Consider the following 14,481-nt stretch of genomic DNA (forward strand, 5'->3'; position numbering starts at 1 on the left):
AAATAAGCCTGTTGGTGTTTCCTTTTTACTACTATGGAAGCATGGAAGATTGCCAGACTAACCGAAAAAGAATTTGACAAGTTAAGTCATTTTATCTTTGGTCAGTACGGAATTAGAATGAATCCTTTAAAGAAACCTATGCTGGAAAGCCGACTGCAAAAGCGGTTACAGGCGTTGGGTATGTCCTCTTACCATCAGTATTGTAACTATCTGTTTAGTTCGCAGGGACAAGCGAATGAGCTTATCCCGCTTGTTAATGTAGTCACTACCAATAAAACCGATTTCTTTCGGGAGTCTGCCCATTTTGATTTTCTAACCCAGTATTTTCTGCCACAGGTATGTCCTTATGTATCCAGTCAGCAACCTTTACGAATCTGGAGTGCGGGTTGCTCTTCCGGTGAAGAGCCTTATACTATGGCGATGGTGATGCATGAGTTTGCCAGGCGCTGTCCTTCTGCCTTGCATTATTCTATTCTGGGAACGGATTTATCCCCACGGGTACTCGAACTGGCAACAACTGCTGTCTATACGCCTGAACAGGTTGCACCTATTCCCATGCAGCTGCAACAGCGATATTTTCTACGCAGTAAAGATCCTAAAAAGCCTGTCACTTACCGGATTGTACCTGAATTACGAGAGACGGTAAGCTTCCGGCAACTGAACTTCATGAACAGTACCTATGACATACCCGGACATTGTGATATTGTGTTTTGTCGCAATGTGCTGATCTACTTTGACAAGCCTACCCAGGAAAAGGTGATTGCACGTTTGTGTGCCAAGCTAAGAGAAGGTGGTTTGTTGTTGCTTGGCCATTCCGAATCTACGTCTGGCATGAATCTTCCGCTTGAACAGATACAACCGGCTATTTATAGAAAAATATAGGTAACCAGGTATATGTTTCTTACCATGATAACTTAGAACTTGTCTTACTAGTTATCTTATTGCTTATAAAACCTCTCCTTTTATCTTCTCGCAATCACACCACGGCGATCACGCAAACTTGCTGCCCTTGGTTTGGTACAAACAATACCAACTATGTTCATTATAACATAGGATACGATACATGTTGTATTACTAAAATATATTCCTTATTAATTAGTTGACAATTTCAACCTTTTTTGCGTGCTTTGCTGAAGTATTAGTTGATATAGTCAACTAATTGTAGATGACTTCTGCCTGGTATACCAATCAAACTTTAGCTCCTGTACTCATTACAGATAGCTATATCGATAATTATTTATCTCTTACATACTAACTTTATGACAACAGTTTCATTAGCAGACATCCAGATCCGGACCACCTTACAGCCCGGAGATCTGGGATATATAGCGTATATACATGGAGATTTGTACGCAAAGGAATGTAACTATGGGATAAACTTTGAAGCATATGTACTGGATGGATTGAAAGAGTTCGGTCAGCAATATGATGCTGCTAAGGATAAGGTCTGGCTTTGCGAACACAAAGGTAGAATAGTGGGTTGCCTGGTAGCACAGCATCGTGCACAACAGGTACAATTACGGTATTTTATCTTCCTTCCTGAGTATAGAGGTATCGGTCTGGGTAAATACCTCATGCAGGAGTTTGTACGTTTTATGCACGAAAAAGGAATATCCCATGCGTATTTATGGACGACAGATGAGCAACATACTGCTACTGCATTGTATACCCGCTATGGATTTGTTCTGACAGAAGAAAAACCGTCTGAAAGCTTTGACAAACCGCTTACAGAGCGGCGTTATGACCTGACACTTGCCTGAATACCAACTACTGACAAGAGATTTGTATGAAAGATAAACAACATATCATAGACGATATCAGAGCCTTTAACCGCTACTATACCGGGCTGCTTGGCCTGCTGAATAACCACTTGCTGGACAGTGACTATTCACTGGCGGAAGCACGTATCCTGTATGAGATTCATAGTCTTCAACCTGTTAGCGCCTCTCAGATTATGTCTAATATAGTGATTGATAAAGGATACTTGAGTAGGGTATTGAAGCAGTTCGAGAAAAGTGGCCTTATTTCAAAGCAGGTATCCAGTGAAGATGCCCGCATCACCCTGGTCTCACTGACAGCTACAGGCCAAACACTCTTTAACAAACTTAATGCTTCATCCGAAGAGCAGATTGCAACACTCCTCAACAAACTTACCGGCAAAGAGCAGCAACAACTGGTAGGGCACATGCAGGCTATCCGGACGTTACTGAGCGATTGATGCTGGATGCAGGAATACTTTCTGCCTGTTAACTAACCACACAAGCCAAGGAAGGGGTGAATCGATATACGAGAGTATTTCTGTCTACCTGTCTGATCAGGTGATTGTTATTTATCGAATAGCACTAGCTTGCTGTCTCTGTTTCCAGCTTGTCTGTGCATCAATAACTTTCCGTTTTGTGTTCTTTTCAGAAGATTAGACATATTGCCTTTGAATCTTCCTCCTTTGGCTGAATCGCCCCACCCGCCTTTATATTGAGCAGTTACAAAAACATACTCCCCAAGATCATATATCCGATTATAATAGTGCTTTACACGAAAGGATATGTCTGGTGTATAGGTTTTGAGCATCTTCGGCCTGATATGATCCATTCCTACCCGAATCGAATCAAAGTTTGACAGAAGGATGGCGTCCTGTGTAAATCCGTCAGCTCTCGCATTGCCGTCACCATTCGCTACGGCTTTTAACACCACTGCGTCAAATTCTTCAATTTCAGCCAACAATGTCTTATTTACCTTAGCTATAGCGGTGAAGTTCGTTTCCTCAACCTGAACATCCGCATACGGCACAATTTCAGGTTCAATATAGGTGTCTGCTCCAAACGTCTCTGATAGAATACTCAATTTTCCATTGTTGTCGCTTTTCCATAAGACCATATAATGTCCTTTGTATTCACCTTGTGGATTTTTAGTGGATGAGTAATGGAAACTAAAAGTGCCTAATTCGAGTAAATGACCAGAATATATCTCCACAGTAGTTATTTTTTTCTTGTATGTCTTCATATCTCCTGCCGTAAACCAGTCCTTAAAAAATTGGTTTAATGCTTTCAATTCAAAAATGGCAGGCTTATACTCAGGAAAAAAAGTAAACTGACTAGCGTATAAGCTGGTCAAAGCATTCACATTTTCCGTTACATATAGCTGCTCTATTCTACTGTTTATGGCTTCCAGTTCTACTCGGGAAGCATCTACATTCTTAGTGATACGTTGGCTCTTTACATCAATAGGTAAAGCACCTGCTAACATGATAATTAGTAGTATTCTGATCAGTTTCATATGTGTGATAAAGTGGAGTAGTATATTTGCACTTACTCAAAAGTACCAAGCCGTTACTCATGAGGAAATTAGATTGACTAACGGAGGACAGGGGTGTATCAATTACCCGTTTTTATTGACGAAAGGAAAGGTTTCCCGGTGCTGCCGGCTATGACACATCACAGCTACGACAGATAATGGTTAGCAACTATTTATTGGTTTACTTGTAATTGATTTATCGCATTAATGTAGACTACATCAATCTTTCCTTTCAATAGCAAGGTATATAATTTGGCTATTGAGCAGACGTAGTACAATACGTGCAAACATTTAAAAATGACACTACCTAAAAAAGGATTTAGAACTCTTACTATAAATGGAGAACTTTTTGTGTGGAGGGTTCGGAAGAGAATTTCCGTACTAGAGGAAATCGGAGGTCCATTGATTGTCCCCGTTCAGTATATGAAAGGTGGACAACTATTATTAATCAACACTGGGTATAAAAGATTGCAGAGTATTGGGAACCCCAATCTGATAAAACAAATAACGCCGTCTCTTATTGAAAAGTGTATCAGGAAGGCTATAAATGAGGGCTGGCGTTATAGGCAAAAAGGAAAGCCAATGGAAATCTCAGCTGAAGAACTGGATTAAGGTGTATCTGTGTAAGTATGTAATTTCTTAATCAAGACAAGGCTACAACCTTATCTTGTCCATATCTTTTATGGAAAAGTGGTTTGTAAATAAAGAAAAAACACTATTTCTGTCCTCCTGTAAGGATCTCGTGACAAATAGAGCCATGTTGAGTTTTTGAGAGAAAAATATATCTCCAGTCGGAAAGGCCGCCAGTCTTGTCACAAGATTCTTTCAGGAGGACAAAAAAGAGAGGTTTTTACTAAAACCTTCAAAATTGAAAAAGTTATGGAACAGGATAAGAGCTACAACTCGCATAGATAAGATTATGAAATACAGTAATGTATAAAGGAGAAATAAACATAATTGAAGTAACCGCTGCATTTACCCACAAGCTAGCCATCATCAACAAAAATGAATAAATCAGAAAGAAAGAAGTTTTTACAAGAACTTCGGGACAAGGAAGAAAAACAAGCAGCGCTCTCTGAAAAACGGTTTATGTATGAGGATATAGGCTGGCGTGGCATTGGCCAGAAGATTCTACAGATTGTATTCAGACCTTCTTTTGAAGATAATAAGCTGTGGGACATTCGAAAGCAGGGTGAAACGTATGTTTTGTTTGAAAGCACGTTTGCTGAAGGAGAAAGATATATTCTAAACCCTGGATATGACCTTTTAGAATGTCCGTCAAATGAATTAAAAAGTCTGGTAGATACACTGAAGGCAATAAAAATAACAATTGGAATTCCTGAAAGTGATATGTTTAGTCTGGATGGAACGTCCTACGAAGTCTGCTTATATGATCATCAGCAATCCATTCGTCTCCAGTGGCACAATAAACCTCATGAGGATTGGCAAGAAATAGCCTTGATAGTTGTAAAGGCTATTGAAAAATTTAGTTCTTTACAAAGGAAAAATGATGAGATCTAATTGAATAACAGTTCCCATTAAGCTACTTAATCGCCTTTAGGTATAGGCCATAACTAAACAGGATAGTATGGAGTTAAGAAAAAGTAAGCTAACATATATATTGATTTTTGTGCTTTTATTTTTCTCTTGTCAGGAGGATACTGATGCTGTAAAAAGCAATAATCGATGTTCGGATGTTTCTGTGCGGTTAATGTATTCTATAGTAGAGTCTCAATTGAATCTTCTCAAGAAAATTGCTGAAAATGTGAAGGGAGTAGATAGTGCAGCTATAAGAGATTTGAATTACTATATATCAGACTTTACTAACATTAATAATCAGTTTATCATTGCTGCTGGAGGATTTGTTCCTGGCTATACTATCAATCTGGTAGATCCATGTCGAAAAGATGATAAGATAGTCTCTTTAGCACGGATGAATTTTAATAAATTGAAATACAAAAATTTTGTTGCTGTTCTTCTTAAAGCAAAGTTGTTAGAAGAGGGACAGGATAAGAATTTGTATTTTATTATTGATTCTCATTTTTGTAAGGAAAATTGCGTTTTTTCTGATAGTAGTATGGCTAATCAAACTGTTAGTGAGATTATGTTGGAGAACATGATTCTACAGGCAACTATTTTGGATTTAGCACTAAATTTTTGATATGCTAGATATGAAAATATTTTCATGAAGAATGAGTATAAGCCGAATTTCGTACTAACATATGAGAGTTTGTGTTTTGTTTGGATTTATTCTTTGCTCCTTTTACTGCTGGGGTCAAGAGCTTGAATTATCGGGGAAAATCTATGGATATGATGCAGATAAAAATAATAAACTTTATTATACTACAAATGGAAAGTCATTTAATGAAAAGAGGTTTATTACCTATGATTCTACCCGAACTTACTCACTATGTTTGTCTGGAAAGGAGATAAAGAAGAAACGTAGTAAAACTCTTGACTTCTCTCTTACTCCTGATGCAAGTCCCAAAGCGTCGTATTCTTGTATTTATAAGATTAATTTGGCTGAGATAAAGCAATCGGAAGATTTTAAATCCCAAAAGCTTGTTCGCATGAAAGCAAATGTATCATTAGATGCTAATTGCCTCATAGTAGTAGATCGAAAAATAAAAAAAGATGGTATTGAACAACTTTCCGGAATTTATAAAATGAGTGTAGGGGATACAATCTTTAAGTTTTTCTTTAGAGGTATTAAAGGGCAAGAGGTTAGTTTGCAAAAGATTGTAAATAGTTCTGTAGTAAACAAGGCAAAGGGATTCTGGTCATATGAACCAGATAAAAAAATTCTGAAGATCAAATTGGATGAAGTATTTAATCCAGAGCTTGACTGCTATGTAGATATGGAGTTAATGAAAGTATATACATTCAAATGGAAGGAGGAAGCAGGAGGAATTCTTGTCTCTGATCAGGGAACGTTAAGGAGATAATAACTCTCAATAAATGATTACTTAGTTTCTGAGAGAATAATACTACTAAAACCAAACAGGTTCGGACACACATCCGAACCTGTTGTTTTATACCGTCACCAGTGCCCTTTAGGCAAATTGCAATACCGCTTCCAGGCGTGCTTCATATTTCTTTCGGTGGACTGCTTTATCGGGGAGGCAGCCATCGTTGTAGAGATAGAAACATCTGTCCTCTTCAAAAGATAGTCCCTTGCTGGTTGGTTGAAAACCTGCTTTGTCTTTGAAGAAAGGTGTGAGTTTTTGTATTTCCTCTTTCGAAATCTCAAGGCGATAGCGTGCTTGTTTGCGTATGAGGTCTCTCCATTCCTCATAGGGTATGCGGCTCTGGCGTTCTCCTAGTGGGAGGTAATAGCGGTTAAACTCATAGGCATAGCCGTCTATCAGCAGAAAGCCATAAATGTGATCTCTTCTGCGAATCTTAATTTTGTCGTCTTTGCGAGTGTAAGTCCTTGTCATCGTACTATTGGTTTACTGTGTTACATGATTATTAGCTGGTACTGAGCCTCTCCATTCAATGTTGTGTTCGGGAATGCCTGCCTGTTTGAGCCAGGTTGGGACAAAGAAGCTGGGACAGGCTTTGTTGGCAAATTGGTTATGTCCGGCAATTTTTACATGAGGGGCGTAGGTAAGCACCTCATGAATAATGGCTAACATCGTTTCGATTTGCTGAAGGGTACGTGTGTCTTCCGGTTTTAAAGTTTTGTCCAGACCGCCTACATAGCATAGATGGCGGGAGATAGAGTTGATGCCTGTTACACCATTGGTGATCTCGAACGAGTCTATAATCTGATCATTGTTGTGTTTAATGAACTGGTGACGGGAGCCATCAAGCAGGATCAGGTCAGAGTAGCCGACTTGTTTCCAGCCGTTGCCGTAGGGGTTGGGTGCAGTGTGCCAACGTTTGACGTCTTCTGGCGAAACCCAGCGTCCGGCAGGAGTGGCGGTACAGTGAATGATCAGGTATTGAAAGTGCATAGGCTTGTAGTTAGAGAATAGTTATCTTATAGTATCACCAACCTGAATGGTGGGAAACAAGTCGTTGGTGAGAACACGCAACGACGGGAAATGGAATAGTGGTTAAGCTGATGGCAGGTTGTTGAGTGTCTCCTTCAGCTCGGTGACTTCTGTATGCAATACCTCGTTTTCGCCTTCCAGCTCCTCGATTCGCTCTCTGAGTGTTTCCATTTCCATCTCTTGGTTACTAAGCCTATACTGAAGGTGTAGGTTTTCGTTTTCAAGCCGTTTTTTCTCGGAAGCCAGGTGATCGTTGGCAAGGGTAAGGTTTTTCATAAGCAACTTTTGGTCAAGAGCTGATATATTGGAAGCAGAGGTAGCAGACATAGAAACAAGCTGTGTTTTGGTGGTTTAGATTGTGAATGAGTAACGTTATTTGGGGTCTCTCATGGAGAAGAAACCGACTGTTGAAATAAAGGCTAGCAGCGAAACGAACGATTGTGTGTCGATGCGATTCATCAGCCAGAGAATGTATCCTGAGAAGGTAAATAAACCCAGGGTTGAGGTTTTCCAGTTGTCTAACACAAACTGGAGGTAATCGTATATTGATTTTGCCATAGGGGTTATTTGGGTTAAATACACTTCCACTGTCCTTCTAAAAGCTCTTTCCCTGTCCTTCTGAAAGAATCTTGTGACAAATAGAGCCTTGTTTGTTTTGTGAAAAAAACACTCCAAAAGGAAAGGCCGCCGGTCTTGTCACAAGATTCTTTCAGAAGGACAAAAAAGAAGAGTGTTTTTGTGGAGAAGAGAAATAGAGACAGTCTCTTATATTGACCTCTTCTGTACCAACTTTAGCCATTTACGGCCCTTTACACGTATCCACAATCTGAAAAACAGGTGCATAGGTAAAGCTCTTCACATGTTTGATCTTTTCTACATCTAATGGCTGAATTGGGTGGGAGACTACCTGTCTGGCTACGATGGACTCTATCTGGCTGTAGTCAATCACCTCGCATTCGTATACCTCAGATGGATTAAGTCTATGCTCTATAAAGACTCCAATAGCCAGACCGAAGACGAAACACAGGGCGCTTAATAAAAGTCGTAGTTGCATAATTTGTATGTATGGTTAGAAAGTGGATAAGGGAATTGGAGCAGGCATCTTTCGCAAAAAAAGAAACAGTAAACTAAAAGTCTACTGCTTCTCCAGTTAGTATTTCTCGTTTTAATCCTTACTTTTTGCTACCTGGATTAGGCGGGTAGCGTCGCCTTGTGGGTGGTGATAGTCGACATCGAACCATCCACTACTGATAACCGTTGCTCGATCTCATCCAGCTGCGATTCATAGAGCACTACCGCCGTTGTACCGTATTGCTGCTTGCGCTGCTGTGCTGTAAAGAGCTTGTATTCCGCTTTTACTTTGCGGTTTTCCATTTCGGTTTTGGTCGTACCTTCCGGCAATACGGCGATGATGGATGTAAGTGAATCTACTTCAGCTTCAGAGGAGGCTAAGGTAGCTTCGATGTCAGAGGCCCGGTCAGCAGCATTTTCACGGCTACGAGTCAGGGAGATCTGCTTGAACTCCAGATCGCTTTTGAGGTCTGAAAGTTGGTCAAGGACTTTGTCACAGTCTGTTCTTGAGGTTAATAATGTTAAAGTTAATGCCATAGCTTTGTTTGGTTGATGGAAAATGTGAGTATACAAAGGGTCAGGAGAGTGGGGCTTTGGGTTGTGCTGCTGTCAAGGTTCCGGATCGCTTGCAGGCAGAGAGGTAAGCCCCTTTTCTGACCGATTTAGTGATACAAAGGTCGGCATTATCCAAACGCCAGTCCAACCGTACTTGCGATAATCGCAACTACGTTTATGGTTGGTTTTCAGTGGTTTGTAGTGTGTTTTTGCGTTTGTTGCCAGAAGGGCGAATGGGTTCGCCTTCTCCGGTGATCAACCAGTTCAGATCTGTGTGAAAAGTGGTTTGTAGCGACCACAGGAAAAAGCAGGAGGGCAGCGAACGTCCCTTTTCCAGCGAGGACAGATTGCCTTGTGCCGTTCCGGTACGTTGAGCAAACTCCCATTGGGGTATTTGCAGGATTTCTACCCGTAAATGATAAATACGTTGGCCGATATGTTGTAAACTCATCGTGATCAAAGGGTTAGTAGCGTTTGTAGGATTCGTAGGGTTTGAAAGGTTTTTAACCTGTATGCCAGTTATCGAAAAGAGCAACCGGAGTTCCAGTTATCCAGAGAAACAACTGCAACTCCGGTTATATAAAAACCTAATTGGAGTCACAGTCGTTTTGCTGCTTAACCTGTATACAGGTTAGGGGTGAGCAAGAGTCAACACTGCAACCGGAGTTACGGTTGGTTTCAGAAATAACCTGGATACAGGTTGCCTGATGCCTGCTTACTGGATGATTGCAGTGTGTATGAATACCCTCTATCAGGTGCTGAAACTCTTCCAGACTGCGCACAATCTGGTAAGAACCTCCCTGTGATTCTACCAGTTTCTGAAACTGCTTTTGTTCAGAGGTTTGATACCCTACAAGGTTTTTGAGTTCAATAAAGTAGCTTTTGCCTGCAAAGAAGTATTCCAGGTCAGATACGCCTTTCACTATCCCTAAAGCTTTGTTTAAAGCACCTTTGATGGCATTATGGCTGTTGTTGTTATGGGTATGTAGTAATCCTCTGTAAGCAGGAAACGTATTCCAGTGCCATTGAAAGCATAAAGCTTGGATACGGGTTTCGGACGGTTGTATGGGAGTAGTCTGTTGCATGAATAAGAGTTGTAAACAGGTTTTGAAATCATATATGAAAGTAAAGTCAGATGCTGGTTCAAAGTTGGCTCAAAGCTGGTGCAAGTTGACTCATTTGTTCGTAAGGTGGGTTGGTGCATATATACCCCCCTATAAGGGGGTATATATGCACCAACCCACCCTATGAACTAACAACATCATTGAACCAATAAGTAGTGTCAGTCAGTAGAACTGGTTAAGTAATACATGCCTGTGTTACGTTCACCTTCCAGGCGGATATAGCCAAATTCAACTGCTTCGCTAATCAGGCGCTTTACCTTACTTTCATTCTGAGCAGACACTTCCAGTAACAGTCGCTTAAAGTCAGCTGAGGGAATCTGGGTACTCATCTGGCGGGTAAATACCTGATGAATTACTTCTTTTAGCTTGATGGTATTTCCGTTTTTAGAAACCTGAGGTTGTGCTGCGGACACGAAAAAGTGATGTCTGGCATCCCACTTGAAATATTGCTCTACTGGCAAATGACTATGGGATAGTTTGCCCATATCAAAGTCAGAAGTCAGTTGACGCATGCCATCGGCCTGCTCCATCATCTGAAGCAGTAAGAACGCCCGGCTATACCGATGCAGAAACGAGCCAAAATGACCTGCTGCTGTGGTGGTGTTTTTGTTGGGATGAAGTGTACAGATGATAGCCAGATTAAATTCTGAGGCCAGTTTTCTGATCCATCGAACCACCAGAACCGCATCCTTTGAGTCATTCATGTCGGTGGTCAGATCCAGGCAACCATCCAGTATCAGGTAGTCAAAGGGTGCTCCCTGTTTAAGTGATTCTGTCAGTAGAAGCCGTATCTCACTGCGTTTTTGCTCAGCGGTTTCCAGTTCAAGCATGGAGCGTACCTCTACATTGCGAAAACGGTTATTGCGGATTAACGACTCATTGATAGAAACCCTTTTGAGCGTTCGTCCCAGTGAACAGGCCACATCATCTAATGGGCGTTCAAAATCGATGAATAATCCGCGACTGTCAGCGGTAGCTGCCGGATAATGAAAATCTACCAGACTGTGCGGATAGGGAGTGTTCGTCACATGGCAGATAAAGCCTGCCATTAGATCTTCAATCAAATTGGATTTTCCTGAGCCAGGAGCGCCAATTACAGTAACAAACTCGCCTTTGTTTATCAGCTTGCTTTCTCCGATGCTTAGTGCAGGTTTGGTGTTGCGTACCTGATAGGCTAAGGTTATCTCAATACTTTGTTTAACAGCAGCGGTAGAATGTGTAAATTCGTTTCTGAATTCATTTTTGCTGTTAAATTGTCCGTTTATCTGCCCAGAAAACTGTTGCATTTGTTCATTACGAAATTGAGATACCCGGCGTGAAAATTCGTCTTGCATAAAGAAAAAAAGAAAATGAAAAGTGGTGTTAGATTGGAAAAAAGGTACTGTATTGAAAGTTTATAAATTGTATTAAAAAGGGACGGTTTGCTGTTGTTCATAGTAAGTGAGCAGCATATCCATCAGCGTTTCATTAGCCTCGTCCAGTGACTGATTATGCCGCTTAAGAGCATCATTGGCAATCCATAGTTTTTGGTAATGTTTGATCTGTAAAGGAGCATACAACAACTGCTCACATAAGCACTGGATAGTCAGTTCACTGACCTGGATAAACTGGACAAGTACATCGAAATCAGCCTGGATAGCAGTATACCGGCGAAAGGCTTTTTCATCGTGCATAAAGTCCGCTTGTTGTGATTTGTTGAGTTGTTCCAGCTTGTCGAGTGCTTTTTTCTTGATCAGTTTCAATACCCTGTTAAAGTCATCTACAGCCAGTTGAGCTGCCAGTGGCAAACTATACTCAGACTGCTTTTTCTTCGATGAGTGGCTCATCGTTTGCCTCCTTTCGGGGCTGTTTTTCGGGTAGAGATACCTGCCGCTTTCAGCGTATAATCTACCCAGTGCGATTGGTAGCCACGCAGTCGGGCAAACTCTTCGAGCATCGGACGGGGATTTTCCCGCTTGAGGATACAGCTGATAATCCACTGGACAGGGTATTGTTTGCGTTTATTTTTCGGATCACCCATTGATGCCCGCATAATCAGTTCGATGACATTCATTGTATGCCATTCTTTCTGCATCAGATAGGTCCAGTCTACCACAATTTCCTGTGTTTCTACCTCATACACATACGTTCCATTCACTAATTTGCGCTTAAAGGTATGCTGGCAATAGGGACAGGTTTGCGTGCTCAGCGCTACAATAGACTGACACTCCGGACACGACTTGACAGGTGCATGCTGAAGCACTGCTGCATAACCATTGCGGAAAATAGATTCCCAGTTATAGGGTTCATGCCAAAAGCCTAACTCTCTGATATTGTTACCCATGTCTATAATGATAAACTCCTCCTTGGTGGCTGTCGTACGTGATCCGCGTCCACACATTTGCAGATAGAGAGACAATGAACGGGTAGCCCGGTTTAAGACAATACACTCTATCGTTGGCTCATCAAAGCCCGTAGTCAGAATACCACAGTTCACCAGAATGGCATCAGGCGTATGAGCAAACCACTGCAGTGTTGCGTGACGTTCATCAGTCGGGGTGTCTGAAGTGATGTATCTGACCTGGTCATGTACTTGCAGGAAGGCTTGGGTAGTGCGCAGTGTATGTAGCTTGTTCACACAAAAGATCACCGTCTTTTTACCTTCCGCATGCTTTTGCCAGTTGGAAACACACCCCTGATACAGGGCCGGTTTGTCAAAGTCGGCATAGAGTTCATTGATTTTATAGTCCCCATCAAACGCTCTACCCGCTTTAATCTCCATAGGGACAGCAAAATAACGTGGCAACGCCAGATGTCCTGCTTCGATCAGGCTATGAATCTGAGTTCCGACTACAATGTCATTAAAGTAGGTGTTTAAGGGAATTCGCTTACTGGCAGACAGGGGAGTAGCCGTAGCGCCTACAATAGGCGTATCCGGATGCAGCTGGATTACTTTCCGGAAATTACCTTTGTGCGCTTCGTCTATAATGAGTAGCTTAAGATCCGGTAATGACCAGCCTTTCTGTACTCTCCGGTAATAGGTCTCTGCCATTGCCACTATTACCTGTGTAGTTGGCATCTGTTTGCTGCTGGCATCTACTATACCAGCCTGCAATCCGGATCGTTCCAATGTAGCTGCCGCCTGATGCAATAGTTCCATGCGATCCACCAGGATCAATACACGTGCCTCAGGTGTTGTCTCTAACGTACGCCGTGTCATCTCCGCAAAGGTGACCGTCTTACCGGCTCCCGTAGGCAGGCACAAGATCAGACGACTGGCACCGGATTGGTGCCGTCTGGTCAGTTCTGTAATACTACTTTCCTGATAATCCCGTAAGGAGAAAGCTTGCTTGTTTTTAGGCAACTCACTGGCTGGTAAGGGCAAAGCTTCGCCATTCACGCTAGTGGCGTGAGTCAAATTATCCGTTTGTTGCATCGATTAGCGGGTTGAGGTAGCTAGCAGATTAGAAGTTTGCGACTGATGAGTTTGCGACAGATGGCGTTGGATTTCTTCCTCCATTTCCTGAAGGGTTTTGTGCTTGCCATCCTTGATCCATTGGTAAAGGTCACGGGAGCTGAAGTAGAGCTTTTTGCGCTGCTTCATAAAAGGGATGAGTCCATCGGCAGCCAGATGATAAATGGTCGATTTAGCCAGGCCTGTAATTTCCATAGCCAGCTCTATTCCGCCCAGGCGTTCATTGTCCTGTAATAGGTCGGATACTTGTGAGAGATTGGGTCTGATGTCAGACAATAGGATTTCAATGCGTGATAAACAGCTGATAACTTCTTTGTAGGAAGTGTGCATATACGTTTGGGGTTAGTGGTGAAAAACGATCAGAAATAATCGACCAGAAACCCGCTGAGAGAACGATGTAAAACAGATAAAAAAATATGAGATAGTAACAGTGTGTTGATGTGTCCAGGAGAGACACTACGAAAAATGACAAGTCTGAACTTGCATTTCTAAACTTTTCACTATCTTTGTATAGCACCGCAGCAGATAAGATTCCTATGAAGTTGTTTTCCTGTTTGTTATCTATCTTTCAATAGCTTTTTATAACAGTTTTTCCTTTGCATAGTCAACTCATTACAGCAGTGTTTATTTAATTAATCTGTTTGTAAGTGATAAAAATAAAACACTTTTCTGTTAGCGCAGAAGAGAGGTTTATTCCGCCAAGGGATGGTCAAGTTTCCTAGGCCTAAACATCCTTTGGTATCAGGGAGCTCGTTCTCGTAACGGGCTCTTTTTTTGCCCCCTCAGTACTGTAAGACAAACAAAGGATAGTGATTGTTAGAAATCTATAACCTTGTTTTTGTCCTAAAAATACATCCGGAACAGTGATTTTCTTATGGAAACAAATATAGTAGATCGAACAATATCTGCCAAACATTTTTGTGTAAAAAAGCTACTTTTTATCTGAAATTGTGCGAAAATTATTGATGGGTTAGTTGTTGTATTATTC

Annotated in this window: 21 protein-coding genes; 7 read left to right on the forward strand and 14 right to left on the reverse strand. The window is 41.5% G+C overall.

All coding sequences use genetic code 11. From position 1 onward, the window contains the following. The first annotated feature begins 33 nt into the window (after positions 1-33). The 3 genes from QNI22_RS14920 (at position 34) to QNI22_RS14930 (ending at position 2,218) form a co-directional block, all read left to right on the forward strand. Positions 34-882, forward strand: a complete 849-nt coding sequence (locus QNI22_RS14920) for a CheR family methyltransferase (RefSeq protein ID WP_314511728.1) — start codon at positions 34-36, stop codon at positions 880-882. A gap of 377 nt (positions 883-1,259) precedes the next feature. Then, on the forward strand, positions 1,260-1,760 hold the full coding sequence (locus QNI22_RS14925) for a GNAT family N-acetyltransferase (protein WP_313976512.1): 501 nt from the start codon (positions 1,260-1,262) through the stop codon (positions 1,758-1,760). Between the two features lie 26 nt (positions 1,761-1,786). Next, positions 1,787-2,218: a MarR family winged helix-turn-helix transcriptional regulator gene (locus QNI22_RS14930; RefSeq protein WP_314511730.1), complete on the forward strand. Its 432-nt coding sequence runs from the start codon at positions 1,787-1,789 to the stop codon at positions 2,216-2,218. A gap of 107 nt (positions 2,219-2,325) precedes the next feature. Here QNI22_RS14930 and QNI22_RS14935 read toward each other — a convergent pair whose 3' ends face one another. Beyond that, positions 2,326-3,273 carry a Cif family virulence factor gene (locus QNI22_RS14935; RefSeq protein ID WP_314511732.1) on the reverse strand — a complete coding sequence of 316 codons (948 nt, stop codon included), beginning with the start codon at positions 3,271-3,273 and terminating at the stop codon, positions 2,326-2,328. A 315-nt stretch (positions 3,274-3,588) separates the two neighbouring features. On the opposite strand from QNI22_RS14935, the gene QNI22_RS14940 reads away from it, so the two are divergent. From QNI22_RS14940 to QNI22_RS14955, 4 genes are all read left to right on the forward strand, one after another. Further along, positions 3,589-3,903, forward strand: coding sequence for a hypothetical protein (locus tag QNI22_RS14940; protein WP_314511733.1), 315 nt, complete (start codon positions 3,589-3,591; stop codon positions 3,901-3,903). A 393-nt stretch (positions 3,904-4,296) separates the two neighbouring features. After that, positions 4,297-4,812 carry a hypothetical protein gene (locus tag QNI22_RS14945; RefSeq protein ID WP_314511734.1) on the forward strand — a complete coding sequence of 172 codons (516 nt, stop codon included), beginning with the start codon at positions 4,297-4,299 and terminating at the stop codon, positions 4,810-4,812. A 67-nt stretch (positions 4,813-4,879) separates the two neighbouring features. Beyond that, the gene (locus tag QNI22_RS14950) at positions 4,880-5,452 is read left to right on the forward strand and encodes a hypothetical protein (RefSeq protein ID WP_314511736.1); all 573 of its coding nucleotides are present in this window, start codon (positions 4,880-4,882) and stop codon (positions 5,450-5,452) included. Between the two features lie 61 nt (positions 5,453-5,513). Beyond that, positions 5,514-6,236, forward strand: a complete 723-nt coding sequence (locus QNI22_RS14955; RefSeq protein WP_314511739.1) for a hypothetical protein — start codon at positions 5,514-5,516, stop codon at positions 6,234-6,236. Positions 6,237-6,344: 108 nt separating this feature from the next. Here QNI22_RS14955 and QNI22_RS14960 read toward each other — a convergent pair whose 3' ends face one another. The 13 genes from QNI22_RS14960 to QNI22_RS15020 form a co-directional block, all read right to left on the reverse strand. After that, positions 6,345-6,731 (reverse strand): hypothetical protein, encoded by a 387-nt coding sequence (locus QNI22_RS14960; RefSeq protein ID WP_314511741.1) that lies wholly within the window; start codon positions 6,729-6,731, stop codon positions 6,345-6,347. A 12-nt stretch (positions 6,732-6,743) separates the two neighbouring features. Further along, complete coding sequence (locus tag QNI22_RS14965) at positions 6,744-7,250, reverse strand: N-acetylmuramoyl-L-alanine amidase (protein WP_314511744.1); 507 nt, start codon at positions 7,248-7,250, stop codon at positions 6,744-6,746. A 102-nt stretch (positions 7,251-7,352) separates the two neighbouring features. Next, the gene (locus QNI22_RS14970) at positions 7,353-7,616 is read right to left on the reverse strand and encodes a hypothetical protein (RefSeq protein WP_314511745.1); all 264 of its coding nucleotides are present in this window, start codon (positions 7,614-7,616) and stop codon (positions 7,353-7,355) included. Between the two features lie 45 nt (positions 7,617-7,661). After that, entirely contained in the window at positions 7,662-7,847 is a 186-nt protein-coding gene (locus QNI22_RS14975) for a hypothetical protein (protein ID WP_314511746.1), read from the reverse strand. 241 nt (positions 7,848-8,088) lie between these two features. Next, positions 8,089-8,343, reverse strand: coding sequence for a hypothetical protein (locus tag QNI22_RS14980; protein ID WP_314511748.1), 255 nt, complete (start codon positions 8,341-8,343; stop codon positions 8,089-8,091). 137 nt (positions 8,344-8,480) lie between these two features. Next, entirely contained in the window at positions 8,481-8,897 is a 417-nt protein-coding gene (locus QNI22_RS14985; protein ID WP_314511749.1) for a hypothetical protein, read from the reverse strand. Positions 8,898-8,937: 40 nt separating this feature from the next. Next, a complete protein-coding gene (locus QNI22_RS14990; RefSeq protein ID WP_314511750.1) occupies positions 8,938-9,084 on the reverse strand; it encodes a hypothetical protein in 147 nt (48 codons plus the stop codon). A gap of 6 nt (positions 9,085-9,090) precedes the next feature. Then, positions 9,091-9,366: a helix-turn-helix domain-containing protein gene (locus QNI22_RS14995; RefSeq protein WP_313979493.1), complete on the reverse strand. Its 276-nt coding sequence runs from the start codon at positions 9,364-9,366 to the stop codon at positions 9,091-9,093. A 136-nt stretch (positions 9,367-9,502) separates the two neighbouring features. Continuing rightward, on the reverse strand, positions 9,503-10,000 hold the full coding sequence (locus QNI22_RS15000; RefSeq protein ID WP_314511751.1) for a hypothetical protein: 498 nt from the start codon (positions 9,998-10,000) through the stop codon (positions 9,503-9,505). A 197-nt stretch (positions 10,001-10,197) separates the two neighbouring features. Further along, positions 10,198-11,373, reverse strand: coding sequence for an AAA family ATPase (locus QNI22_RS15005; protein ID WP_314511752.1), 1,176 nt, complete (start codon positions 11,371-11,373; stop codon positions 10,198-10,200). 72 nt (positions 11,374-11,445) lie between these two features. Next, positions 11,446-11,865, reverse strand: coding sequence for a hypothetical protein (locus QNI22_RS15010; protein ID WP_314511753.1), 420 nt, complete (start codon positions 11,863-11,865; stop codon positions 11,446-11,448). Further along, complete coding sequence (locus QNI22_RS15015; RefSeq protein WP_314511755.1) at positions 11,862-13,454, reverse strand: DEAD/DEAH box helicase; 1,593 nt, start codon at positions 13,452-13,454, stop codon at positions 11,862-11,864. The genes QNI22_RS15010 and QNI22_RS15015 overlap by 4 nt, the downstream gene beginning before the upstream one ends. 3 nt (positions 13,455-13,457) lie before the next feature. Next, positions 13,458-13,823 carry a helix-turn-helix domain-containing protein gene (locus tag QNI22_RS15020; RefSeq protein ID WP_314511757.1) on the reverse strand — a complete coding sequence of 122 codons (366 nt, stop codon included), beginning with the start codon at positions 13,821-13,823 and terminating at the stop codon, positions 13,458-13,460. Positions 13,824-14,481 lie beyond the last annotated feature (658 nt).

The organism is Xanthocytophaga agilis (assembly GCF_030068605.1).
Lineage (GTDB): Bacteria > Bacteroidota > Bacteroidia > Cytophagales > 172606-1 > Xanthocytophaga > Xanthocytophaga agilis.

What these genes read in the sequence shown, in the direction of transcription:
- QNI22_RS14920 (WP_314511728.1), top strand. Translation starts at nt 34, where the DNA reads ATGGAAGCATGGAAGATTGCCAGACTAACCGAAAAAGAATTTGACAAG.
- QNI22_RS14925 (WP_313976512.1), top strand. Translation starts at nt 1,260, where the DNA reads ATGACAACAGTTTCATTAGCAGACATCCAGATCCGGACCACCTTACAG.
- QNI22_RS14930 (WP_314511730.1), top strand. Translation starts at nt 1,787, where the DNA reads ATGAAAGATAAACAACATATCATAGACGATATCAGAGCCTTTAACCGC.
- QNI22_RS14935 (WP_314511732.1), bottom strand. Translation starts at nt 3,273, where the DNA reads ATGAAACTGATCAGAATACTACTAATTATCATGTTAGCAGGTGCTTTA.
- QNI22_RS14940 (WP_314511733.1), top strand. Translation starts at nt 3,589, where the DNA reads ATGACACTACCTAAAAAAGGATTTAGAACTCTTACTATAAATGGAGAA.
- QNI22_RS14945 (WP_314511734.1), top strand. Translation starts at nt 4,297, where the DNA reads ATGAATAAATCAGAAAGAAAGAAGTTTTTACAAGAACTTCGGGACAAG.
- QNI22_RS14950 (WP_314511736.1), top strand. Translation starts at nt 4,880, where the DNA reads ATGGAGTTAAGAAAAAGTAAGCTAACATATATATTGATTTTTGTGCTT.
- QNI22_RS14955 (WP_314511739.1), top strand. Translation starts at nt 5,514, where the DNA reads ATGAGAGTTTGTGTTTTGTTTGGATTTATTCTTTGCTCCTTTTACTGC.
- QNI22_RS14960 (WP_314511741.1), bottom strand. Translation starts at nt 6,731, where the DNA reads ATGACAAGGACTTACACTCGCAAAGACGACAAAATTAAGATTCGCAGA.
- QNI22_RS14965 (WP_314511744.1), bottom strand. Translation starts at nt 7,250, where the DNA reads ATGCACTTTCAATACCTGATCATTCACTGTACCGCCACTCCTGCCGGA.
- QNI22_RS14970 (WP_314511745.1), bottom strand. Translation starts at nt 7,616, where the DNA reads ATGTCTGCTACCTCTGCTTCCAATATATCAGCTCTTGACCAAAAGTTG.
- QNI22_RS14975 (WP_314511746.1), bottom strand. Translation starts at nt 7,847, where the DNA reads ATGGCAAAATCAATATACGATTACCTCCAGTTTGTGTTAGACAACTGG.
- QNI22_RS14980 (WP_314511748.1), bottom strand. Translation starts at nt 8,343, where the DNA reads ATGCAACTACGACTTTTATTAAGCGCCCTGTGTTTCGTCTTCGGTCTG.
- QNI22_RS14985 (WP_314511749.1), bottom strand. Translation starts at nt 8,897, where the DNA reads ATGGCATTAACTTTAACATTATTAACCTCAAGAACAGACTGTGACAAA.
- QNI22_RS14995 (WP_313979493.1), bottom strand. Translation starts at nt 9,366, where the DNA reads ATGAGTTTACAACATATCGGCCAACGTATTTATCATTTACGGGTAGAA.
- QNI22_RS15000 (WP_314511751.1), bottom strand. Translation starts at nt 10,000, where the DNA reads ATGCAACAGACTACTCCCATACAACCGTCCGAAACCCGTATCCAAGCT.
- QNI22_RS15005 (WP_314511752.1), bottom strand. Translation starts at nt 11,373, where the DNA reads ATGCAAGACGAATTTTCACGCCGGGTATCTCAATTTCGTAATGAACAA.
- QNI22_RS15010 (WP_314511753.1), bottom strand. Translation starts at nt 11,865, where the DNA reads ATGAGCCACTCATCGAAGAAAAAGCAGTCTGAGTATAGTTTGCCACTG.
- QNI22_RS15015 (WP_314511755.1), bottom strand. Translation starts at nt 13,454, where the DNA reads ATGCAACAAACGGATAATTTGACTCACGCCACTAGCGTGAATGGCGAA.
- QNI22_RS15020 (WP_314511757.1), bottom strand. Translation starts at nt 13,823, where the DNA reads ATGCACACTTCCTACAAAGAAGTTATCAGCTGTTTATCACGCATTGAA.